This is a genomic window from Pseudomonas putida (genome assembly GCF_002906855.1).
GTDB classification, from domain to species: Bacteria; Pseudomonadota; Gammaproteobacteria; order Pseudomonadales; family Pseudomonadaceae; genus Aquipseudomonas; species Aquipseudomonas putida_N.
In genome coordinates this window covers 269531-290665 of the sequence record NZ_MINI01000048.1, presented here as the reverse complement: position 1 = coordinate 290665, position 21135 = coordinate 269531, and the positions used below count along the sequence as shown (strand labels likewise).

The 21135-nt window shown below is 62.8% G+C and carries 21 protein-coding genes; 15 read left to right on the top strand and 6 right to left on the bottom strand.

Features of this window, described 5'->3' with window-relative positions; all coding sequences use genetic code 11:
- Positions 1 to 7 precede the first annotated feature (7 nt).
- The gene (locus tag BGP85_RS24095) at positions 8 to 817 is read right to left on the bottom strand and encodes a cytochrome C assembly family protein (RefSeq protein WP_103445463.1); all 810 of its coding nucleotides are present in this window, start codon (positions 815 to 817) and stop codon (positions 8 to 10) included.
- A 195-nt stretch (positions 818 to 1012) separates the two neighbouring features.
- Here BGP85_RS24095 and ffh point away from each other — a divergent pair, with 195 nt between their 5' ends.
- From ffh to BGP85_RS24065, 6 genes are all read left to right on the top strand, one after another.
- Positions 1013 to 2389, top strand: coding sequence for a signal recognition particle protein (gene ffh / locus BGP85_RS24090; RefSeq protein ID WP_103445462.1), 1377 nt, complete (start codon positions 1013 to 1015; stop codon positions 2387 to 2389).
- Positions 2390 to 2625: 236 nt separating this feature from the next.
- On the top strand, positions 2626 to 2877 hold the full coding sequence (rpsP, locus tag BGP85_RS24085) for a 30S ribosomal protein S16 (RefSeq protein WP_027920106.1): 252 nt from the start codon (positions 2626 to 2628) through the stop codon (positions 2875 to 2877).
- Positions 2878 to 2882: 5 nt separating this feature from the next.
- Positions 2883 to 3419, top strand: a complete 537-nt coding sequence (rimM, locus tag BGP85_RS24080) for a ribosome maturation factor RimM (protein ID WP_103445461.1) — start codon at positions 2883 to 2885, stop codon at positions 3417 to 3419.
- A 3-nt stretch (positions 3420 to 3422) separates the two neighbouring features.
- Entirely contained in the window at positions 3423 to 4175 is a 753-nt protein-coding gene (trmD, locus tag BGP85_RS24075; RefSeq protein ID WP_003252146.1) for a tRNA (guanosine(37)-N1)-methyltransferase TrmD, read from the top strand.
- 42 nt (positions 4176 to 4217) lie between these two features.
- The gene (rplS, locus tag BGP85_RS24070; protein WP_023629812.1) at positions 4218 to 4568 is read left to right on the top strand and encodes a 50S ribosomal protein L19; all 351 of its coding nucleotides are present in this window, start codon (positions 4218 to 4220) and stop codon (positions 4566 to 4568) included.
- A gap of 94 nt (positions 4569 to 4662) precedes the next feature.
- Positions 4663 to 5070 (top strand): acyl-CoA thioesterase, encoded by a 408-nt coding sequence (locus tag BGP85_RS24065; RefSeq protein ID WP_103445460.1) that lies wholly within the window; start codon positions 4663 to 4665, stop codon positions 5068 to 5070.
- A gap of 3 nt (positions 5071 to 5073) precedes the next feature.
- Here the strand turns inward: BGP85_RS24065 and BGP85_RS24060 are convergent, their stop codons facing one another.
- Entirely contained in the window at positions 5074 to 6909 is a 1836-nt protein-coding gene (locus tag BGP85_RS24060) for a cation:proton antiporter (RefSeq protein ID WP_103445459.1), read from the bottom strand.
- A gap of 68 nt (positions 6910 to 6977) precedes the next feature.
- On the opposite strand from BGP85_RS24060, the gene xerD reads away from it, so the two are divergent.
- The 6 genes from xerD (at position 6978) to BGP85_RS24030 (ending at position 12526) form a co-directional block, all read left to right on the top strand.
- Positions 6978 to 7874 (top strand): site-specific tyrosine recombinase XerD, encoded by an 897-nt coding sequence (xerD, locus tag BGP85_RS24055; protein WP_103445458.1) that lies wholly within the window; start codon positions 6978 to 6980, stop codon positions 7872 to 7874.
- A 154-nt stretch (positions 7875 to 8028) separates the two neighbouring features.
- Positions 8029 to 8787 (top strand): thioredoxin fold domain-containing protein, encoded by a 759-nt coding sequence (locus BGP85_RS24050; protein WP_103445457.1) that lies wholly within the window; start codon positions 8029 to 8031, stop codon positions 8785 to 8787.
- Positions 8788 to 8869: 82 nt separating this feature from the next.
- Entirely contained in the window at positions 8870 to 10174 is a 1305-nt protein-coding gene (locus BGP85_RS24045; RefSeq protein ID WP_099815331.1) for a homoserine dehydrogenase, read from the top strand.
- Positions 10175 to 10235: 61 nt separating this feature from the next.
- The gene (gene thrC / locus BGP85_RS24040) at positions 10236 to 11645 is read left to right on the top strand and encodes a threonine synthase (RefSeq protein ID WP_103445456.1); all 1410 of its coding nucleotides are present in this window, start codon (positions 10236 to 10238) and stop codon (positions 11643 to 11645) included.
- A 131-nt stretch (positions 11646 to 11776) separates the two neighbouring features.
- Positions 11777 to 12166, top strand: coding sequence for a histidine kinase (locus tag BGP85_RS24035; RefSeq protein WP_103445455.1), 390 nt, complete (start codon positions 11777 to 11779; stop codon positions 12164 to 12166).
- Between the two features lie 78 nt (positions 12167 to 12244).
- On the top strand, positions 12245 to 12526 hold the full coding sequence (locus BGP85_RS24030; RefSeq protein WP_103445454.1) for a DUF3509 domain-containing protein: 282 nt from the start codon (positions 12245 to 12247) through the stop codon (positions 12524 to 12526).
- A 137-nt stretch (positions 12527 to 12663) separates the two neighbouring features.
- Here BGP85_RS24030 and BGP85_RS24025 read toward each other — a convergent pair whose 3' ends face one another.
- Both BGP85_RS24025 and BGP85_RS24020 read right to left on the bottom strand, forming a co-directional pair.
- Positions 12664 to 13521: a TIGR02285 family protein gene (locus BGP85_RS24025; protein ID WP_103445453.1), complete on the bottom strand. Its 858-nt coding sequence runs from the start codon at positions 13519 to 13521 to the stop codon at positions 12664 to 12666.
- A gap of 11 nt (positions 13522 to 13532) precedes the next feature.
- Entirely contained in the window at positions 13533 to 14732 is a 1200-nt protein-coding gene (locus tag BGP85_RS24020) for a CaiB/BaiF CoA transferase family protein (protein ID WP_103445452.1), read from the bottom strand.
- Positions 14733 to 14865: 133 nt separating this feature from the next.
- Between BGP85_RS24020 and BGP85_RS24015 the strand changes: the two genes are divergently transcribed.
- Both BGP85_RS24015 and recJ read left to right on the top strand, forming a co-directional pair.
- Positions 14866 to 15408: a YaeQ family protein gene (locus tag BGP85_RS24015; protein ID WP_103445451.1), complete on the top strand. Its 543-nt coding sequence runs from the start codon at positions 14866 to 14868 to the stop codon at positions 15406 to 15408.
- 8 nt (positions 15409 to 15416) lie between these two features.
- Positions 15417 to 17126, top strand: coding sequence for a single-stranded-DNA-specific exonuclease RecJ (gene recJ, locus BGP85_RS24010; RefSeq protein ID WP_103445450.1), 1710 nt, complete (start codon positions 15417 to 15419; stop codon positions 17124 to 17126).
- Positions 17127 to 17218: 92 nt separating this feature from the next.
- Here recJ and BGP85_RS28775 read toward each other — a convergent pair whose 3' ends face one another.
- Positions 17219 to 17836, bottom strand: coding sequence for a hypothetical protein (locus tag BGP85_RS28775; RefSeq protein ID WP_146049000.1), 618 nt, complete (start codon positions 17834 to 17836; stop codon positions 17219 to 17221).
- Between the two features lie 644 nt (positions 17837 to 18480).
- Between BGP85_RS28775 and BGP85_RS24005 the strand changes: the two genes are divergently transcribed.
- Positions 18481 to 19587 carry an NADH:flavin oxidoreductase/NADH oxidase gene (locus BGP85_RS24005; protein WP_103445449.1) on the top strand — a complete coding sequence of 369 codons (1107 nt, stop codon included), beginning with the start codon at positions 18481 to 18483 and terminating at the stop codon, positions 19585 to 19587.
- Positions 19588 to 19700: 113 nt separating this feature from the next.
- Here BGP85_RS24005 and BGP85_RS24000 read toward each other — a convergent pair whose 3' ends face one another.
- Complete coding sequence (locus BGP85_RS24000) at positions 19701 to 21125, bottom strand: gamma-aminobutyraldehyde dehydrogenase (RefSeq protein WP_103445448.1); 1425 nt, start codon at positions 21123 to 21125, stop codon at positions 19701 to 19703.
- Positions 21126 to 21135: the final 10 nt, after the last annotated feature.

The following is a 21135-nucleotide window of genomic DNA, read 5'->3' as shown; positions in this document are numbered from 1 at the left end:
GCGGCCGTCAGATATGCAGGATGAATTCGCGAACCAGCTTGCTGCCGAAATAGGCCAGCATCAGCAGGCAGAAACCGGCCAGGGTCCAGCGGATCGCCTTGTGCCCGCGCCAGCCGAGGCGGGTGCGTCCCCACAGCAGCACGCTGAATACGATCCAGGCGATGCAGGCCAGCGAGGTCTTGTGCACCAGGTGCTGGGCGAACAGGTTCTCGAGGAACAGCCAGCCGGAAATCAGCGACAGCGAGAGCAGGCACCAGCCGGCCCAGAGGAAGCCGAACAGCAGGCTCTCCATGGTTTGCAGCGGCGGGAAGTTGCGGATCAGGCCGGACGGGTGCTTGTTCTTCAGCTGGCGGTCCTGCAGCAGCAACAGCAGCGACTGGAACACCGCGATGGTGAACAGGCCATAGGCCAGGATCGACAACAGGATGTGCGCGAGGATGCCCGGCTCTTCGTCGATCAGCGGCACCGTGCCGGGTGGCGCGAACTGCGCCAGCAGTGCGGTGACGGCGCCGAGCGGGAACAGCAGCACCAGCAGGTTTTCCACCGGGATGCGCAGGCAGGCCACCAGCGTCAGGGCGATGACCGCCACGGCGATCAGGCTGGCGGCGCTGAAGAAGTCCAGGCTCAGCCCCAGCGGGGTGATCAGCTGGAAGAACAGTGCGCCACCCTGGGCGACCACGGCGAGTGCGCCGAGCAGGCCAAGCAGGCGTTTGTCGGCCTTGCGGCCCTGGGCCAGGTGGGCGCCCTGATAGATGGCCGCAGCTATATATAAGCCGGCGGCGATCAGGTTGGGGATGAGGCTGGGTGAGGAAACCATAAGTCCTGGTTGCAGAGCCCTGAAAGAGACGGAGTTTGGCATAGAACGCCACCGGCCATCCAGACCGATCGGCAGCGAGGTGTGCGCCGCCGTCGCACTTCGTTATAATCGCCGCCTTGCTGTGCCTGGCGGGTGTGCATTTCCCCCACAGGCGCCTGACAAACCTCGGCTTTTACTGGGCCTGAAAGGATCACCATGTTCGAAAACCTGACCGACCGCCTGTCACAGACGCTGCGCCATGTCACCGGCAAGGCCAAGCTGACTGAAGACAACATCAAGGACACGTTGCGCGAAGTGCGCATGGCCCTGCTCGAGGCCGACGTTGCCCTGCCGGTGGTCAAGGATTTCGTCAACAGCGTCAAGGAACGTGCGGTCGGCACCGAGGTATCGCGCAGCCTGACCCCGGGCCAGGCGTTCGTGAAGATCGTCCAGGCCGAGCTGGAAAGCCTGATGGGTGCGGCCAACGAAGACCTCGCCCTGAACGCCGCGCCGCCGGCCGTGGTGCTGATGGCCGGCCTGCAGGGCGCCGGTAAGACCACCACCGCCGGCAAGCTGGCGCGCTTCCTCAAGGAGCGCAAGAAGAAAAGCGTGATGGTGGTGTCCGCCGACGTCTATCGCCCGGCGGCGATCAAGCAGCTGGAAACCCTGGCCAACGACATCGGCGTGACCTTCTTCCCGTCCGACATCAGCCAGAAGCCGGTGGCCATCGCCGAAGCGGCGATCCGCGAAGCCAAGCTCAAGTTCATCGACGTGGTCATCGTCGACACCGCCGGTCGCCTGCACATCGACGCCGACATGATGGACGAGATCAAGGCCCTGCATGCCGCAGTCAAGCCGATCGAGACCCTGTTCGTGGTCGACGCCATGACCGGCCAGGATGCCGCCAACACCGCCAAGGCGTTCGGCGAAGCGCTGCCGCTGACCGGCGTGGTACTGACCAAGGTCGACGGTGACGCCCGTGGCGGTGCCGCGCTGTCGGTGCGCGCCATCACTGGCAAGCCGATCAAGTTCATCGGTATGGGCGAGAAGACCGAAGCCCTCGAACCCTTCCACCCGGACCGTGTCGCTTCGCGCATCCTCGGCATGGGCGACGTGCTCAGCCTGATCGAGCAGGCCGAGCAGAACATCGACAAGGCCAAGGCCGACAAGCTGGCCAAGAAGCTGAAGAAGGGCAAGGGCTTCGACCTCGAAGACTTCCGCGACCAGCTGCAGCAGATGAAGAACATGGGCGGCCTCGGCGGCCTGATGGACAAGCTGCCAAGCATCGGCGGGGTCAACCTGTCGCAGATGGGTAACGCCCAGGGCGCGGCCGAGAAGCAGTTCAAGCAGATGGAAGCGATCATCAACTCGATGACCCCGGCCGAGCGTCGCGACCCTGACCTGATCAGCGGTTCGCGCAAGCGCCGCATCGCCCTCGGCTCCGGCACCCAGGTGCAGGACATCGGCCGGCTGATCAAGCAGCACAAGCAGATGCAGAAGATGATGAAGAAATTCTCCGCCAAGGGCGGCATGGCCAAGATGATGCGCGGCCTTGGCGGGATGCTGCCGGGCGGCGGCATGCCGAAGCTGTAACCCCCTATTTTGGGCGCCTGCCTTTACAGAGGTGGGCGCCCGGAACCCCCGCTTTGGCGGGGTAACGGCCACGGATTGCGTGGCTTAACCGGCAAATCTGGACGGTAGGGCAGGGCTCTGCCGAAAAAGGCATTTGCAAATGTCCGTGTATTCCCCGAGAATATGCGGCCTTTTGGGCACCCGTGTGCCTATTTGGCATTCAGATTTGCAGCACCGACTATAGGAACAATGTTCACATGGTAACCATTCGTCTTGCCCGTGGCGGCTCGAAAAAGCGCCCATTCTACCACCTGACCGTGACCAACTCGCGTAACGCCCGTGACGGCCGTTTCGTTGAGCGCGTAGGCTTCTTCAACCCGATCGCATCGGGCGCCGAAGTCAAGCTGTCGGTCAACCAAGAGCGCGTTTCCTACTGGCTGAGCCAGGGCGCACAGCCGTCTGAGCGCGTTGCTCAGCTGCTGAAGGACGCTGCCAAGGCTGCCGCCTAAACAGTATGAACGCGACGCCAGAAAAGGCTGACGACCTCATCGTCGTTGGCAAGATTTTTTCGGTTCACGGCGTTCGCGGCGAGGTGAAGGTGTATTCCTTTACCGATCCGATTGAAAACCTGTTGGATTTTCCACGCTGGACGCTTCGGCACGAAGGCAAGGTAAAGCAGGTCGAGCTGGTCAGCGGTCGTGGCTCCCAAAAGGGCCTGGTCGTGAAACTGAAAGGCCTCGATGATCGCGATGAAGCCCGTCTTCTGAGTGGTTACGAAATCTGCATCCCGCGGAGCCTTTTGCCCAACCTGGCTGCCGACGAGTACTACTGGTACCAGTTGGTGGGTCTGAAGGTCATCAACCAGGACGAACAACTGTTCGGCAAGGTCGATCACCTGTTGGAGACCGGTGCGAACGATGTAATGGTGGTCAAGCCCTGCGCAGGCAGCCTGGATGATCGCGAGCGTCTGTTGCCCTATACGGCGCAATGCGTGCTCGATATCGACCTGGAAGCAGGCGTGATGCGGGTTGAATGGGACGCGGACTTCTAAACGATGGGTAACCTTCGCGTAGACGTCATCACGCTGTTCCCCGAGATGTTCTCGGCCATCACAGAGTACGGCATTACCAGCCGCGCGGTGAAACAGGGGTTGCTTCAGGTGACTTGCTGGAACCCGCGGGACTACACCACAGATCGTCACCACACGGTAGATGATCGGCCGTTTGGCGGTGGTCCGGGCATGGTGATGAAAATCAAGCCTCTGGAAGACGCCCTGGTTAGCGCCAGGCAAGCGACCGGAGCAGCGGCGAAGGTGATCTATCTTTCGCCACAAGGCCGCAAGCTGACTCAGCAGGCGGTCAAAGGCCTGGCCGAACAGGAATCGTTGATCCTGATCGCCGGTCGTTATGAAGGCATCGACGAGCGCTTTATCGAGGCTCATGTCGATGAGGAGTGGTCGATTGGTGACTATGTGCTTTCCGGTGGCGAGCTGCCGGCCATGGTACTGATCGATGCGGTTACGCGGCTGCTGCCCGGAGCTTTAGGGCATGTGGACTCGGCGGAGGAAGACTCTTTCACCGACGGTCTGCTGGATTGCCCGCACTACACCCGACCTGAGGTGTATGCGGATCAGCGTGTTCCCGACGTGTTGCTAAGTGGCAACCATGCACATATCCGGCGATGGCGGATGAAGCAGTCCCTTGGTAGGACCTTCGAACGACGCGCCGATCTTCTGGAAAGTCGCTCGCTTTCTGGAGAAGAGAAGAAGCTGCTCGAGGAATATCTCCGCGAGCGGGACGATAGTTAAACGTATCGATGGTGGATCAAGTATCCATCTTAGGAGCACAGCATGACCAACAAGATCATCCAGCAGCTCGAAGCCGAGCAGATGAGCAAGGAAATCCCGACCTTCGCACCAGGCGACACCATCGTCGTCCAGGTTAAAGTGAAGGAAGGTGATCGTTCCCGTCTGCAGGCGTTCGAAGGCGTTGTCATCGCCAAGCGTAACCGCGGTCTGAACAGCGCCTTCACCGTGCGCAAGATCTCCAGCGGCGTAGGCGTTGAGCGTACCTTCCAGACCTACAGCCCGCAGATCGACAGCCTGGCCGTGAAACGTCGTGGTGACGTGCGTAAAGCCAAGCTGTACTACCTGCGCGACCTGTCCGGCAAAGCCGCTCGCATCAAGGAAAAACTGTCCTGAGTGCAGTTTGCCCGGTGGCCAAGGCCGCCTAGCGAGAAAAAAGCAGCCTTCGGGCTGCTTTTTTGCTTTCTGAAACCTGTGAAAAGTGACGGATATGACCAGCCGAGACCAGGAAATCCAGCGCCGCACCGAGCTGTCGGTGACCCGCGTGACCAAAGCGGTGTTCCCCAACACCACCAACCACCACAACACCCTGTTCGGCGGCACCGCGCTGGCCTGGATGGACGAAGTGTCGTTCATTGCCGCCACGCGCTTTTGCCGGCTGCCGCTGGTGACCGTGTCCACCGATCGTATCGACTTCAAGCACCCGATCCCGGCGGGCTCGATCGTCGAACTGGTGGGTACGGTGGTCAAAGTCGGTAACACCAGCCTACAGGTGCAGGTGGATGTGTTCGTCGAAAACATGTACCTGGATGGCCGCGAGCGGGCAATCCACGGGGTATTCAGCTTTGTCGCCATCGACGAGGACAAGCGCCCGGTGCCGGTACTGCCCGGCAACTGAGCCTCATGGGTCAGCCAGCGCCTGGTCGGTTGCTGACTGGGGCGTTTGCGGTTCCGGGTCGATCAGCGACACCAGCGTCCAGCCTGCCTGAGGGGTGAGCGGGGCGTCCGGGCAGGCGACATGCACCCAGCCGTGGGGGTCGCGGGCGAACAGCAAGGTCGCCCGGTCGCCATGCAGCGCCAAATACTGCTGCCAGCCGAAGGCTTCGGTGAGCGTGGTGCTGAACAGTTCGCCCCCCGCGAGCAGGCGGTTGGCCAGTTGCAGATAGGTCATGGGGCTTGAACCGAGCAACTGCCCCCGGTGTTCTTCGCTGGCCCGATGCTTGTCACTGCGCCGGTTCTCCAGCCCGCTGGCCAGCACGAACAGCCGCTTGTGGCCGAAATCATGGCGAAACCGTGCGCACGCCAGTGCGTTGAGTTCGCCAGCCGGCGACAGCCCCAGCAGATGGCCGAGGCCCACCAGGTCCAGATGCGCGTCGGCGTGCTGCGAGGCCGGGTTGCCAAAGTAGGTTGGCAGGCCATCCATGCGCGCGGCCCGTATGTTTTCCCAGCTTGAATCGGTCAGCAGGACGCGGCAGCCGAGCTGTTGCAAGGCTTTGGCCAGCGTGCGCGCTGGCGGGTTGGCGCCCACCAGCAGAAAGCCGCTGGGCGCGGGCTCTGCAACCTTGAGCAGCCGCGCCAATGGGCGGGCAGTAGCGCTCTGCAATACGACCGTACCGATGATCACGGCGAAGGTCAGCGGCACCAGCAACAAGGCCGAGGCGTGGCCTTGCTGGTCCAGGCGGATGGCAAACACGGCCGAAACCGCAGCGGCGACGATGCCGCGCGGTGCTATCCAGGCCAGCAGGGCGCGTTCGCGCCAGTTCAGCGCCGACCCGGCAGTGGACACCAGCACGTTCAGCGGCCTAGCCAGCAACTGAATCACCAATAGCAAGGCGAGCACCGCCGGGCCCAGGGACAACAGGGCCTGCAGGTCGAGGCGGGCGGCGAGCAGGATGAACAGCCCGGAAATCAGCAGGACGCTGAGGTTTTCCTTGAAGTGCAGGATCTGCCGCACATCGACCCCGCGCATGTTCGCCAGCCACATGCCCATTACAGTCACCGCCAGCAGCCCGGACTCGTGGACGATCAGGTTGGCAGCTATGAAGATGCCCAGCACCGCAGCCAGGGACGCCAGGTTGTGCAGGTATTCCGGGAGCCACTGCTCGCGCATCACCTGCCCCAACAGCCAGCCACCGGCTGCACCCAGTGCGCAGCCGCACAGGATCACCGCGGCGAAGGTGATCAGGCTCTGGCTCAGGCCGTCGCCGCTGGCGATGATGAAGCTGTAGACCACCACGGCCAGCAGTGCGCCGATCGGGTCGATGACGATGCCTTCCCAGCGCAGGATGTTGGCGATCGTCGCGTTCGGCCGTACCACGCGCAGCATGGGCACGATCACCGTGGGCCCGGTCACCAGGGTCAGGGCGCCGAACAGGATTGCCAGAGGCCATTCGAACGCCAGCAGCCAGTGGGTGGCCAGGGCGATCACCAGCCAGGTGGTCAGCGCCCCGATCGTGACCAGGCGATGCACCACGCTGCCGATCTCCCGCCACTGCGAGACATGCAGGGTCAGGCTACCTTCGAACAGGATCAGTGCCACGGCCAGCGACACCAGGGGCATCAGCAGCGGGCCGAACAGCGCTTCAGGCGACAGCCAGCCCAGCACGGGGCCAGCGACGATCCCGCACAGCAACAGGAACAGGATGGCGGGCAGTTTCAGGCGCCACGCCAGCCACTGGCAGGCAAGCGCAGCCGCGCCTATGCCGCCCACACTCAGAAGAATCTGCTGTTCGTTCATATGGGCTCCCTATGCCAGCGCTGTTATGAAAGACTAAGCGCCATTTCGTCGTTTGCCACCGAGTTTTCATGCCTGCCCTCGACCACCCCCTGATCGACCAGTTCCTCGACGCCCTGTGGCTTGAAAAAGGCCTGTCCGACAATACCCGTGTCTCCTATCGTAGTGACCTGGCGCTGTTCAATGGCTGGTTGCAGGAGCATTCGGTGAGTTTGCCGGACGCTGGTCGCGAACTGATCCTGGATCACCTGGCCTGGCGTCTCGACCAGGGCTACAAGCCACGCTCTACGGCGCGCTTTCTTTCCGGCCTGCGCGGCTTTTTCCGCTACCTGCTGCGGGAAAAGCTGGTCACCGTCGACCCGACCCTGCAGGTCGATATGCCGCAACTGGGTCGGCCATTGCCTAAATCGCTGTCGGAAGCCGACGTCGAAGCCCTGCTGCAGGCGCCGGACCTGGGCGAGGCCATCGGCCAGCGCGACCGCGCCATGCTCGAAGTGCTTTATGCCTGTGGCTTGCGGGTGACCGAGCTGGTCAGCCTGACCCTCGACCAGGTCAACCTGCGCCAGGGCGTGCTGCGGGTGATGGGCAAGGGCAGCAAGGAGCGTCTGGTGCCGATGGGCGAGGAGGCGGTGGTGTGGCTGGAGCGCTACCTGCGTGATGGCCGCGCCGAACTGCTCAACGGCCGCCCCAGCGATGTACTGTTCCCCAGCCAGCGCGGCGAGCAGATGACCCGGCAGACCTTTTGGCACCGCATCAAGCACCAGGCGCGGGTGGCCTGCATCGACAAGCCCCTGTCGCCGCATACCCTGCGCCACGCCTTCGCCACGCACCTGCTCAACCACGGCGCCGACCTGCGCGTGGTGCAGATGCTGCTAGGCCATAGCGACCTGTCCACCACGCAGATCTACACCCACGTGGCCAAGGCGCGCCTGCAGCAACTGCACGCCCAGCACCATCCACGTGGATGAATGTTTTTCATGTTCCGCCGACTGGTCCTTGTAGGCCCCTTCATCAGCAGCGTGATGTGGTAGGCTTGGGCGGTTTGCATCAAGGGCCGTACGGTCGCCGCGATTTTTTTGCAGGTGACGCCCTCCGGCCCCTGTCCGCCTCCAGGAGTTCCCCATGCGCGTGACCCAGATTTTCGCCGCCGCCGTGTTGGCGCTGGCCAGTACCTTTGCCGTTGCCGCGGCCGACAGCAATGCCAGCGCCGAGCAGGCGATCCGCAAGTCGTTGCAGAACCTCGAACTCGAAGTACCGGTTGAAAGCGTCGGCAGCAGCCCGCTCAATGGCCTCTATGAAGTCAAGCTGCAGGGCGGCCGTGTGCTGTATGCCAGCGCCGACGGCCAGTACGTCATGCAGGGCTACCTGTACCAGCTGCAGGACGGCAAGCCGGTCAACCTGACCGAAAAGACCGAGCGTCAGGGCGTCGCCAAGCTCATCAACGGCATTCCGGCCGCCGAGACCGTTGTTTACCCTGCCAAGGGCGAGACCAAGTCGCACATCACCGTCTTCACCGACACCACCTGCCCGTACTGCCACAAGCTGCACGCCGAAGTGCCCGAGCTCAACCGCCGCGGTATCGAAGTGCGCTATGTCGCCTTCCCGCGCCAGGGCCTCGGTTCGCCAGGTGACGAGCAGCTGCAGGCCGTCTGGTGCTCCAGCGACCGCCGTGCGGCAATGGACAAGATGGTCGAAGGCAAGGAAATCAAGGCTGCCAAGTGCACCAACCCGGTCAGCAAGCAGTTCCAGCTGGGCCAGCAGATCGGCGTCAACGGCACGCCGGCCATCGTGCTCGAGAACGGCCATGTGATCCCTGGCTACCAGCCGGCACCGCAAGTGGCCAAGCTGGCCCTGGATGGCCAGCAGCAAGCTGCCAAGTAATCAATTCAATACGCCGTCGTCATGGGGTGACGGCATGTTTCACGGTCGGTGAAGGCGCCGGCCGTTCAATGGGGAGTTCACAGTGAAACCGGTCAAAGTAGGCATCTGTGGGTTGGGGACCGTCGGTGGCGGAACCTTCAATGTACTTCAGCGCAACGCCGAGGAGATTGCCCGCCGTGCCGGGCGCGGTATTGAAGTGGCACAGATTGCCATGCGCTCGCAGAACCCGAACTGCCAGATTACCGGTACCCCCATTACCGCTGATGTGTTCGACGTTGCGAGCAACCCGGAAATCGACATTGTCATCGAGTTGATCGGTGGCTACACCGTGGCGCGTGACCTGGTGCTCAAGGCGATCGAAAACGGCAAGCACGTGGTGACCGCCAACAAGGCGCTGATCGCCGTGCACGGTAACGAGATCTTCGCCAAGGCGCGCGAGAAGGGCGTCATCGTTGCCTTCGAAGCCGCCGTGGCTGGCGGCATCCCGGTGATCAAGGCGATCCGCGAAGGCCTGTCGGCCAACCGCATCAACTGGCTGGCCGGCATCATCAACGGCACCGGCAACTTCATCCTCACCGAAATGCGCGAGAAAGGCCGCGCCTTCCCTGACGTGCTGGCCGAAGCCCAGGCGCTGGGCTATGCCGAAGCCGACCCGACCTTCGACGTAGAAGGCATCGATGCCGCGCACAAGCTGACCATCCTGGCGTCCATCGCCTTTGGTATCCCGCTGCAGTTCGACAAGGCCTACACCGAAGGCATCACCCAGCTGACCACCGCTGACGTGAACTACGCCGAAGCGCTGGGCTACCGCATCAAGCACCTGGGTGTGGCCCGCCGCACCGCCGAAGGCATCGAGCTGCGCGTGCACCCGACGCTGATCCCAGCCGACCGCCTGATCGCCAACGTCAATGGCGTGATGAACGCGGTCATGGTCAACGGCGACGCCGCAGGTTCCACCCTGTACTACGGCGCAGGCGCCGGCATGGAACCGACCGCTTCGTCGGTGGTGGGTGACCTGGTCGACGTGGTCCGTGCCATGACTTCCGACCCGGAAAACCGTGTGCCGCACCTGGCCTTCCAGCCAGACTCGCTGTCGGCCCACCCGATCCTGCCGATCGAAGCCTGCGAAAGCGCCTACTACCTGCGCATCCAGGCCAAGGACCACCCTGGCGTACTGGCCCAGGTGGCGAGCATCCTGTCGGAGCGCGGCATCAACATCGAGTCGATCATGCAGAAGGAAGCCGAGGAGCAGGACGGCCTGGTGCCGATGATCCTGCTGACCCACGGTGTGGTCGAGCAGCGCATCAACGATGCCATCGTCGCCCTGGAAGCCCTGCAGGACGTGGTCGGCAAGGTTGTGCGCATCCGCGTCGAACAGCTCAACTAACAAAATTAGTGCCGTCGGGCCGCGAGCGCGGCCCGGGCCTCAGCATCGAAGGTTTGCACCCATGCGCTATATCAGTACCCGCGGCCAGGCTCCTGCCCTGAATTTCGAAGACGTGCTGCTGGCTGGCTTGGCCAGCGACGGCGGCCTGTACGTTCCTGAAAACCTGCCTCGCTTCACCCAGGAAGAAATCGCCTCCTGGGCCGGCCTGCCGTACCACGAGCTGGCCTTCCGGGTAATGCGCCCGTTTGTCGAAGGCAGCATCGCCGACGCCGACTTCAAGAAGATCCTCGAAGAAACCTACGGCGAGTTCGCCCACGCCGCGGTCGCCCCGCTGCGTCAACTGAACAGCAACGAGTGGGTGCTGGAGCTGTTCCACGGCCCGACCCTGGCGTTCAAGGACTTCGCCCTGCAACTGCTCGGCCGCCTGCTCGACCACGTGCTGGCCAAGCGCAACGAGCGCGTGGTGATCATTGGCGCCACCAGCGGTGACACCGGCTCCGCCGCCATCGAAGGCTGCCGCAGCTGCGAGAACGTCGACATCTTCATCCTCCACCCGCACCAGCGTGTGTCGGAAGTACAGCGCCGCCAGATGACCACCCTGTTTGGCGACAACGTCCACAACATCGCCATCGAAGGCAACTTCGACGACTGCCAGGAAATGGTCAAGGCCAGCTTCGCCGACCAGTCGTTCCTCAAGGGCACCCGCCTGGTTGCGGTCAACTCGATCAACTGGGCGCGGATCATGGCCCAGATTGTCTACTACTTCCACGCGGCCCTGCAGCTGGGCGGCCCGGCCCGTTCGGTGGCGTTCTCAGTACCGACCGGCAACTTCGGCGACATCTTTGCCGGTTACCTGGCGCGCAACATGGGCCTGCCGGTCAGCCAGCTGATCGTCGCCACCAACCGCAACGACATCCTGCACCGCTTCATGAGCGGCAACCAGTACGTCAAGGAAACCCTGCACGCGACCCTGTCGCCGTCCATGGACATCATGGTTTCGTCCAACTTCGAGCGCCTGTTGTTCGACCTGCACGGCCGCAACGGCGCGGCGCTGGCCGAGCTGATGGCCACCTTCAAGCAGGGCGGTGGCTTCAGCGTCGAGCAGGACCGCTGGAACGAAGCGCGCAAGTTGTTCGATTCGCTGGCAGTCAGCGACGAGCAGACCTGCGAGACCATCGCCGAGGTGTTTGCCGCCACCGGTGAAGTGCTCGACCCGCACACCGCGATCGGCGTCAAGGCCGCCCGCGAGTGCCGCCGCAGCCTGGACACGCCGATGGTGGTGCTGGGTACGGCGCACCCGGTCAAGTTCCCGGAAGCGGTGGAGAAGGCCGGTGTGGGCAAGGCGCTGGAGCTGCCAGCGCACCTGAGCGACCTGTTCAGCCGTGAAGAGCGTTGCACCGTGCTGGCCAACGACCTGAAGGCTGTTCAAGCCTTTGTCAGCCAGCATGGTAATCGCGGCAAGCCTTTGTAATCGCATTGGCATCGGGGGCTGCGAAGCAGCCCCAGATTTCAGGGCTTTCCTCAAGCTTTTGCGGAATTGTCCTATGTAAGGCTCAGGAAGCCTTGCCTAGAGTGACCGGTCCTTCCCCCAAGGAGCGGTACATGCGACAGCCTTACGTGGTGATTTACCAAGCACGCCCATCCCACCAGATCCTCCTGCACCAGGCCTGCAACGCACAGGGCCTGTTCAGCGTGCGCGTCGCCCATGACCTGGCCGATCTCGACACCTGCCTGGCCCGTCAACCGCGGGCGGACCTGCTGATTCTCGACCACGCCGTGAGCGATGGCCTGCCCCTGCTCGAGCGGGCCTGTTGCACCCGTGCCGTGCTGTTCGTCGGCCATGCCAGCACAGGCAGCCCGAACCTTGCCCATGAAGCCCGGCGCCAAGGCCTGTGGGTCCTTGCAGACCTTCCTTGGCCCCTGCCTGTCGGGCGCTGGCAACAAGCCCTGAAACGTATTCAAACTGTCACGTCGCCCACGCATGCTCACTAGCACAGCCGTGGCGCAGCGAACTTTCCGCTGCGTTTGCTGGTCAGTTCCTTCATGTCCCACTACAAACGAGTGATCCGGATGGAAAGAATCTGCAGACTGCTCAACGACGCCCTTACCCCCTACCAGGCCAAGCTAGGTGCCACGGATGCCAGCGGCAACCGTCAATTGACCGTATATGACAGCCTCGGCGGTACAGCCTTGCGCCGTACGGTCAGCCCACGCCAGCTGCAGGAGCAAAGCCTGTTGATCGACCTGGTAGACGGCTTGCACCGTGACCTGCAGATTGTCGAAGGGCGCTTGCAGCCCTGTGTGATCGCGGCATTGCAACAGCGCCAACAGCCGCAGGGAACCTTTGCCTGAGAGGGCTATCATAATCTTCAAGGGCAGCCGGCCAGTGCACAGCTCCGGTGCTGGCAGGTTGTCACGGGAAGTCCATGAGGACTTTCGATTGGCCCCGGGCGTCTTCCCCAGCGTCCGGGGTTTCTTTTGCGTGGTGCCTAGCGCTCTTCGAAGAAGTGCTTGCTCTCTTCCAGATAGGTAATGCGCAGCTCGGGGTCAAGCCAGTGTGCATAAAGGGCGGGCAGGGTATTCAGGCGCAGGGCCGGTAGCAACTGGTCGATGTGGCTGATGGCGGCGCGCCCCAGTGGCGTGTTCGAGCAGCCTACGTGCAGGAACTGGTAGCGGTCCACGCCCTGGATCGGATGGAACTGATAGTCCGCCGGTGAGCCACCATGTTGCTGAATCAGGTAGCGCACTTCCGGCCAGTAGCCCAATACCAGTTGCAGTCGCCCGAGCTGTTGCATCTGCAGCAGGTTGGCGGTGGCATCGTTGCCGTAATGGCGGCTGAACGCCGAGTCGGGCAGCTGGCGCAGGATCTCGTCGACCTGGCTGCTGTAGCTGCGTTGGGCGACGATGCCCAGCTTCAGCCGGGTATTACCGAGCAAGCCTTTGAGGTCGACCTGCTGATCGTCCAGATAGGAGGCCAGTAGCGCCTGCTCGGTCTTGCGCACCACCACACCGCTGCTCAGCACGCCGAGCGTCGGTTGGGAGAAATGCACGAACTTCGCCCGCTCCGCAGTCCACAGCAATGTCGGGTCGCAGGTGAAGCTGGATGGGTCCTGGAGCATCTGGATCCCGCGTGCACGGTTGACCCGGACGATGCTGTGGTCGTACTCGGGCATCTGCTCGATCAGCAGCGGCAGCGTCTGGTCGATAACCCCCTGGCCTTTATCCGTGCCTTCGAACACGGTGAACGGCGGCAGGTCGCGCACCAGCCACAGCAGGCGTTCCTTGGCCTGCGCCGGCGCTACCAGCAGGGCAAGCAGCAGCGCGCAGCACAGGGCCAGCCAACGCATCGGCAGCAGCCTCAGACCGTGCCTGCCTGGCGCAGGCTGGCAATCGCCGCCTGGTCGTAGCCCAGGGAAGCCAGCACGGTATCGGTATGCTCACCCAGCGCCGGGCCGACCCATTCGGCAGAACCTGGGGTTTCCGAGAGCTTGGGCACGATACCCGGCATCTTGAACGGCTTGCCGTCCGGCAGGCGCGCCTGCAGGAACATTTCACGGGCCAGGTACTGCGGGTCGCTGAACATGTCCTCGGCCGAGTAGATACGGCTGGCCGGCACCTCGGCGTCTGTGAGCACCTGCATCAACTGGTCCAGCGGCAGGCTGTTGGCCCAGCGGTCGATCACCCCGTACAACTCGTCGCGCCTGGCATCGCGGCCGTCATTGCTGGCCAGGCTCGGGTCGTCGGCCAGGTCGGTGCGGCCGATGGCCTGCATGAAGCGCTTGAAGATGGCGTCACCGTTGGCGCCGATCTGCACATGCTTGCCGTCGGCGCTGGTGTGGATGGAGGAGGGCGTGATGCCCGGCATGATGTTGCCGGTACGCTCGCGGATGAAGCCGAACACGTCGAATTCCGGGACCATGCTTTCCATCATGGCGAAGATCGCCTCGTACAGCGCCACGTCCACCACCTGGCCCTGGCCACCATTGACTTCGCGATGACGCAGTGCCATCAGCGCGCCAATCACGCCCCACAGCGCAGCGATCGAATCACCGATGGAAATCCCGGTGCGTACCGGCGGGCGGTCGTCGAAGCCGGTGATGTAGCGCAGCCCGCCCATCGATTCACCGACCGCACCGAAGCCTGGCTGGTCCTTCATCGGCCCGGTCTGGCCGAAGCCGGACAGGCGCACCATGACCAGGCGAGGGTTGAGGGCATGCAGCACGTCCCAGCCCAGGCCGAGTTTTTCCAGCACGCCGGGGCGGAAGTTCTCGATCAGGATGTCGGCCTCGCCGAGCAGGCGCTTGAGCACGTCGCGGCCTTCGGGGTGCTTGAGGTTGAGCGTCAGCGACTGCTTGTTGCGCGCCTGCACGAACCACCACAGTGACGTGCCCTCGTACAACTTGCGCCATTTGCGCAGCGGGTCACCGCCGTCCGGCGACTCGACCTTGATCACTTCGGCGCCGAATTCGGCGCAGATCCGCGAGGCGAACGGCCCGGCGATCAGGGTGCCGAGCTCGATGACTTTCAGGCCGGCGAGGGGTTTGCTGGGCGTAGACATGAGGCATCCGTGGCAACTGATCAGAGCCGTGGTTTTAGCATACGTGCGGGGCGGCCGATACTGCTCCGGCGCAAGCAAAGGCGGGATCGGTTAGACTAGGTGACTTTTCTCTACGCACGAAGCCCACTCGACCATGGCCCAGCCGTCCACCACCTACAAATTCGAACTGAACCTGACCGATCTTGATCGTGGCGTGTACGAAAACGTCCGCCAGACCATTGCCCGTCACCCTTCGGAAACCGAAGAGCGCATGGCCGTGCGCCTGCTGGCCTATGCCCTGTGGTACAACGAGAACCTTTCGTTCGGCCGTGGCCTGTCCGATGTGGATGAAGCGGCGCTGTGGGAAAAGAGCCTGGACGACCGCATCCTGCACTGGATCGAAGTCGGCCAGCCGGATGCCGATCGTCTGACCTGGTGCTCGCGCCGCACCGAGCGCACCAGCCTGCTCGCCTACGGCAGCCTGCGCGTGTGGGAAGGCAAGGTGGTGAGCGCGGTCAAGGGCCTGAAGAACTTGAGCATCGCCGCCGTGCCGCAGGAGGTGCTGGAAGTCCTGGCCACCGACATGCCGCGTACCATCAAGTGGGATGTGATGATCAGCGAAGGCACCGTGTTCGTCACCGATGACCGTGGCCAGCACGAAGTGCAGCTGCAGTGGCTGCTCGGTGAGCGTGGCTGAAGCACTCCATGCGTATCGAACCTCGCCCGCTGCCGCCGACCCTGCCATTTCTGGGTAACCTGCCACCCTTGCTGACCCGCCTGTACGCCGCCCGCGGCGTGCAATCCGAGGCCGAGCTGGACAAGAGCCTGGCGCGCCTGCTGCCGTACCAGCAGCTCAAGGGCATCGAGGCGGCAGTGGACCTGCTGGTCGAAGCCCTCGACCAGCGCCAGCGCATCCTTATCGTCGGCGATTTCGATGCCGACGGCGCCACCGCCAGCACCGTCGGCATGCTCGGCCTGCGCCTGCTGGGTGCGGCCCATGTCGATTACCTGGTGCCCAACCGCTTCGAATACGGCTACGGCCTGACCCCGGAGATCGTCCAGGTGGCGCTCGAGCGCCAGCCAGACCTGCTGGTGACCGTCGATAACGGCATCTCCAGCGTCGAAGGTGTGGCAGCGGCCAAGTCGGCCGGGCTCAAGGTGCTGGTCACCGACCATCACCTGCCGGGCCAGCAGTTGCCGGATGCCGACGCCATCGTCAACCCGAACCAGCCTGGCTGCGACTTCCCGAGCAAGTCGCTGGCCGGCGTCGGGGTGATCTTCTACGTGCTCATGGCCCTGCGTGCACGCCTGCGCAGCCTGGGGCGCTACGAAACCCAGCCGCAGCCGAATATCGGCGAGCTGCTCGACCTGGTCGCCCTGGGCAGCGTCGCCGACGTGGTGCCACTGGATGCCAACAACCGCATCCTCGTACACCAAGGCCTGGAGCGTATCCGCGCCGGCCGCGCGCGGCCAGGCCTTAAGGCCATTCTGGAAGTGGCGCGGCGCGACCATCGGCGCATCACCTCCACCGACCTCGGTTTCATCCTCGGCCCACGGCTCAATGCTGCCGGGCGCCTGGACGACATGAGCCTGGGCATCGAATGCCTGCTGTGCGAAGACCAAGCACTGGCCCAGGACATGGCCCAGCAACTGGATGACCTGAACCAGGACCGCAAGTCGATCGAGCAGGGCATGCAGCGCGAAGCCCTGGCCCAGCTCAAGGACCTGCCGGTCGAGTCCATGCCTTATGGCCTGTGCCTGTTCGATGCCGATTGGCACCAGGGCGTGATCGGGATTCTTGCTTCGCGCCTGAAGGAGCGTTACCACCGGCCGACCATCGCCTTCGCCGATGCTGGCGACGGCATGCTCAAGGGCTCGGCGCGTTCGGTGCCGGGCTTCCATATTCGCGATGCACTGGATGCGGTGGCGGCGCGCCATCCGCAGCTGATCAGCAAGTTCGGCGGGCATGCCATGGCGGCGGGGCTGTCTCTGCCCGAAAGCAATTTCCCGGCCTTTGCCGAAGCCTTCGATGAAGAAGTCCGGCGCCAGCTGCGCGAAGAGGACCTGACCGGTCGCCTGCTGTCGGACGGCAGCCTGGCCGTGGAGGAATTCCACCTCGACCTGGCCAAGGCCCTGCGCAATGCCGGGCCTTGGGGGCAGCACTTCCCCGAGCCGCTGTTCCATGGGGTGTTCCAACTGGTGGAGCAGCGTGTGGTCGGCGAGCGGCACTTGAAGGTTGTGCTCAAGAGCGAGTGCGGGTCGGTGCGGCTGGATGGCATTGCCTTTGGCATTGACCGCGAGGTGTGGCCGAACCCGACGGTGCGTTGGGTCGAGCTGGCGTACAAGCTGGATGTGAATGAGTTTCGTGGGAATGAGAGTGTGCAGTTGATGATTGCGCATATGGAGCCGCGCTGACTTTAGCGTCAGGTGCCTGCCTTGGTTTTTGCGCTGGGGCACAACTCGAGCGCCGGCCGCGCGGCGCTCGATCTCCCAGGTGCTGCTCAGGTTCAGTTGCACTCCTTTCTGGGGCGGTAGTAGATCACCGCTGCCGCAATCAAGATGCTGATGCCGCTAAATGAGAAAATGATAACTGCTAGTGTGGTCTCCCGGTTTCTTACATTGGTGACATGTGCCGCCATTGCAGAATCATAAAGAAACATTCCGTTAGGAGCGATTAAATGCTGGACCGTTGCAGTGCCTTTAGAGGTTGCTATGTCAACAAAAAGTGGCGTATTTCGGTCCAGGTTCGCTGCATCATAGTAAATTTTTTCTGCATAAAGATGAGGGTTGTAGCGCTTTCCATTTGAAGTTTTAAATATGATGCTGAATGTGTAGAGAGATCTGTCACTGTCCCATGTTTCAGGTTTAGAAGTGAGAGATGCCGGAACTCGCAACCATGACTCTTCGCTGGTTTTTTTGTGTTCGCGCCACATAAGTGAAAAGCTAGCACTTAAGATGAGATTAAGAATCCCACCAAGCAGCAAGGCTTTTGCTTGTTTGCGAGGCGGAAGCTCTCGCATGAGCTTTAGCGAGTATTGCCAAATATCCATGTTGAGGTCGTTGCGTTGTGGGGTGGTTTTCAGATCGGTTAGTGATACTGGTCCTGTTGTGCGTCGCTGCAACATATATAGTTGTCTTGATTACCTTGTATAGGTACAGCGATTGTTGGCTGAGTCGGGGGTTACACTGCCTATGCTTTCTATACTTATAGGAAAGGTGGCAGCTGTACACGGAGTGGAAACCCGAGTGCATTCAGGAAAACTCGGTAGGCACGCGGCCTTCCGGGTACAGCCGCCATTAACGACAAACCCGAAATGCTTTATGCGGGTTTCCACACCCGATCGCTGAACTGCCAGCGACCCAGAGAGGCTAAGTGGCAGCGTATTCAGGAACAATCAGACGCGTGTCGACAGGGCTTGTAGGATATTTTCCTTATTTATGCACCGCCAGTTCATATGTGTAGGAAACATCTGACGCGTGCGTCGGACCAGTCAGAAATTCCAGTGAACGGCGCTAAGAGGGCATTTGGAAGCGCGCTGAGGCCATAAAGTGCCTGCCTTGGATCTTGCAGGATTGCGGAAATCGAGCGCCGCCCGCGCGGCGCTCGATCTCACAGGCGCTGCAAACCTTTCGGCGAACACCTCGCCATCCCACTGAACCTTCCCCCCCACCAATCTGGTCTAGTCTGATTAATGACCGGCACCGGGCCAGGGATGTGCACTTGAGTGTCCGGGCCGGATCACCATTGGAGTCCTTGGGAGGTGCCCTCATGAGCCTGCTGCTCGAGCCTTACACCCTGCGTCAGCTGACGCTGCCCAACCGCATCGCGGTCTCGCCGATGTGCCAGTATTCCGCCATCGATGGCCTGGCCAACGATTGGCACCTTGTTCACTTGGGCAGCCGCGCCGTGGGTGGCGCTGGCCTGGTCATCAGCGAAGCCGTCGCGGTGACTGCCGATGGCCGCATCACAGCCGAAGACCTCGGCTTGTGGAACGACGACCAGATCGTCCCGTTACAGCGCATCACCCGTTTCATTACCGCGCAAGGTGCCATGCCGGGTATCCAGCTGGCCCACGCCGGGCGCAAGGCCAGTACCTATCGGCCATGGCTGGGCAAGCAGGGTAGTGTGAAGCTCGAAGACGGCGGCTGGGAGCCAGTGGGCCCGTCGAAGATCGCCTTCGACCCGCAGCATACACCGCCACGCGAGTTGAGCAAGGAGGAGATCCAGGACGTGATCAATGCCTTCGTCGCTTCGACCGAGCGGGCGCTCAAGGCCGGCTTCAAGGTGGTCGAGATCCACGCCGCCCATGGTTATCTGCTGCACCAGTTTCTTTCACCGCTGAGCAACCAGCGCCGTGACGAATACGGCAGTTGCTTCGAAAACCGTATTCGCCTGACCCTGCAGGTGGTGGAGGCCGTGCGCAAGGTCTGGCCGGCCGAATTGCCGCTGTTCGTGCGGGTATCGGCGACCGACTGGGTCGAGGACGGCTGGAACCCTGATGAAACCGTCGAACTGGCTCGTCGGCTGCGGGTGTTGGGTGTTGACCTTATCGACGTGTCCTCCGGCGGCACTTCGGTCAACGCCGAAATCCCCACCGGCCCCGGTTACCAGACTCGCTTTGCAGAGCGCGTGCGCAAGGAAGCAGAGATCGCCACTGGCACCGTCGGCATGATCACCGAACCTGCCCAGGCCGAGCATATTCTGCGCACCGGGCAGGCTGATGTGATCTTCCTGGCCCGGGAGCTGCTGCGCGATCCTTACTGGCCGTTGCATGCTGATGATGATCTGGGTGGTAACAAAGCCACTTGGCCTGCGCAGTATCAACGGGCGACCAGCCGGGCCAACCCGATTCATGAGTCGGATCTGCGAGATTAGAAAAGTTTAGGGCATGGCGACAGCCGTGCGGTATGGCGGAGATCGAGCGCCGCGCGGGCGGCGCTCGATATCACAGGCGCTGAACAACTATCGGCATACCCACCAGCCCCACCTCAATGCTTGATCATCACATGCCGCACACAGGTGTAGTCCTCCAGCCCATACATCGACATATCTTTCCCATACCCCGAATGCTTCTGCCCGCCATGGGGCATTTCGCTGACCAGCATGAAGTGGGTATTGACCCAGGTGCAGCCATACTGCAACCGCGCCGCGAGGCGGTGGGCGCGGCCGGTGTCGCGGGTCCAGACCGATGATGCCAGGCCATATTCGGAATCGTTGGCCCATTCCAGCGCCTGCTCTTCGGTGTTGAAGCGGGTTACGGACACCACCGGGCCGAACACCTCGTTGCGCACGATCTCGTCATCCTGCAACGCATCGGCCAGCACGGTCGGTTCGAAGAAGAAGCCATCCCCTGCAATCACTTTGCCGCCCGTTACCAGGCGGATGTGCGGCTGGGCGATGGCGCGCTGGACCAGGCCGGCCACCTTGTCGCGGTGCTGGGCGCTGATCAGCGGGCCGAGCTCAGTGTCTTCGGCATCCTGCAGGCCGGCCTTGAGGCTGGAAACGGCCTTGCCCAGGCGCTCGACGAAGCGGTCGTAGATACCCGCTTGCACATACAGGCGACAGGCTGCAGTGCAGTCCTGGCCCGCGTTGTAGAAGCCGAACGTGCGGATGCCGTCGATGGCCGCGTCGATATCGGCGTCATCGAACACCAGTACCGGCGCCTTGCCGCCCAGTTCCATGTGCATGCGTTTCACGCTGCTGGCGGTGGCGCCGATGATGTGCGCGCCGGTGGGAATTGAGCCGGTCAGCGAGACCATGCGTACCTTGGGATGGGTGACCAGTGGGTTGCCCACCGTCTGCCCGCGGCCGAACAGGATGTTGAGCACGCCGGGCGGCAACAGGCCCTTGGCCAGCTCGCCCAGGCGCAGGGCGGTCAGCGGTGTCAGTTCGGACGGCTTGATGACCACGGTGTTGCCGGCCGCCAAGGCGGGGGCGACCTTCCACGCCAGCATCATCAGCGGGTAGTTCCACGGCGCGATCGAGGCCACCACGCCCAGCGGGTCACGGCGGATCATCGAGGTATGGCCCGGCAGGTATTCACCTGCCGCCGAGCCACCGAGGCAGCGGGCGGCCCCGGCGAAGTAACGGAACACGTCGGCGATGGCCGGGATTTCGTCGTTCAGGGCAGCGGCGAACGGCTTGCCGCAGTTCTGCGATTCCAGCCGGGCGAGTTCATCGCCATGGGCTTCGATGACATCGGCCAAGGCCAGCAGCGCCAGCGAGCGCTCCTTGGGGCTGGTCTGGGACCAACTGTCGAAGGCCTGGTCGGCGGCACGCACGGCGGTATCGACCTGGGCCTCTGTGGCTTCGTTGATCTGCGCCAGGGCGCTGCCTTCGGCCGGGTTGAGCACAGTCCAGGTCGGGCCATCGCCCGCGACCAGCTTACCGTTGATCAGCATTCGGGTTTGCATGGAGGGACTC

Coding starts and splice junctions, on each gene's coding strand:
- BGP85_RS24065 (WP_103445460.1), top strand. CDS start 4,663: ATGACCAGCCGAGACCAGGAAATCCAGCGCCGCACCGAGCTGTCGGTG.
- trmD (WP_003252146.1), top strand. CDS start 3,423: ATGGGTAACCTTCGCGTAGACGTCATCACGCTGTTCCCCGAGATGTTC.
- BGP85_RS24015 (WP_103445451.1), top strand. CDS start 14,866: ATGGCCCAGCCGTCCACCACCTACAAATTCGAACTGAACCTGACCGAT.
- BGP85_RS24060 (WP_103445459.1), bottom strand. CDS start 6,909: ATGAACGAACAGCAGATTCTTCTGAGTGTGGGCGGCATAGGCGCGGCT.
- BGP85_RS24030 (WP_103445454.1), top strand. CDS start 12,245: ATGGAAAGAATCTGCAGACTGCTCAACGACGCCCTTACCCCCTACCAG.
- thrC (WP_103445456.1), top strand. CDS start 10,236: ATGCGCTATATCAGTACCCGCGGCCAGGCTCCTGCCCTGAATTTCGAA.
- recJ (WP_103445450.1), top strand. CDS start 15,417: ATGCGTATCGAACCTCGCCCGCTGCCGCCGACCCTGCCATTTCTGGGT.
- BGP85_RS24000 (WP_103445448.1), bottom strand. CDS start 21,125: ATGCAAACCCGAATGCTGATCAACGGTAAGCTGGTCGCGGGCGATGGC.
- BGP85_RS28775 (WP_146049000.1), bottom strand. CDS start 17,836: ATGTTGCAGCGACGCACAACAGGACCAGTATCACTAACCGATCTGAAA.
- BGP85_RS24020 (WP_103445452.1), bottom strand. CDS start 14,732: ATGTCTACGCCCAGCAAACCCCTCGCCGGCCTGAAAGTCATCGAGCTC.
- rimM (WP_103445461.1), top strand. CDS start 2,883: ATGAACGCGACGCCAGAAAAGGCTGACGACCTCATCGTCGTTGGCAAG.
- ffh (WP_103445462.1), top strand. CDS start 1,013: ATGTTCGAAAACCTGACCGACCGCCTGTCACAGACGCTGCGCCATGTC.
- BGP85_RS24005 (WP_103445449.1), top strand. CDS start 18,481: ATGAGCCTGCTGCTCGAGCCTTACACCCTGCGTCAGCTGACGCTGCCC.
- xerD (WP_103445458.1), top strand. CDS start 6,978: ATGCCTGCCCTCGACCACCCCCTGATCGACCAGTTCCTCGACGCCCTG.
- BGP85_RS24050 (WP_103445457.1), top strand. CDS start 8,029: ATGCGCGTGACCCAGATTTTCGCCGCCGCCGTGTTGGCGCTGGCCAGT.
- BGP85_RS24035 (WP_103445455.1), top strand. CDS start 11,777: ATGCGACAGCCTTACGTGGTGATTTACCAAGCACGCCCATCCCACCAG.
- rpsP (WP_027920106.1), top strand. CDS start 2,626: ATGGTAACCATTCGTCTTGCCCGTGGCGGCTCGAAAAAGCGCCCATTC.
- rplS (WP_023629812.1), top strand. CDS start 4,218: ATGACCAACAAGATCATCCAGCAGCTCGAAGCCGAGCAGATGAGCAAG.
- BGP85_RS24095 (WP_103445463.1), bottom strand. CDS start 817: ATGGTTTCCTCACCCAGCCTCATCCCCAACCTGATCGCCGCCGGCTTA.
- BGP85_RS24025 (WP_103445453.1), bottom strand. CDS start 13,521: ATGCGTTGGCTGGCCCTGTGCTGCGCGCTGCTGCTTGCCCTGCTGGTA.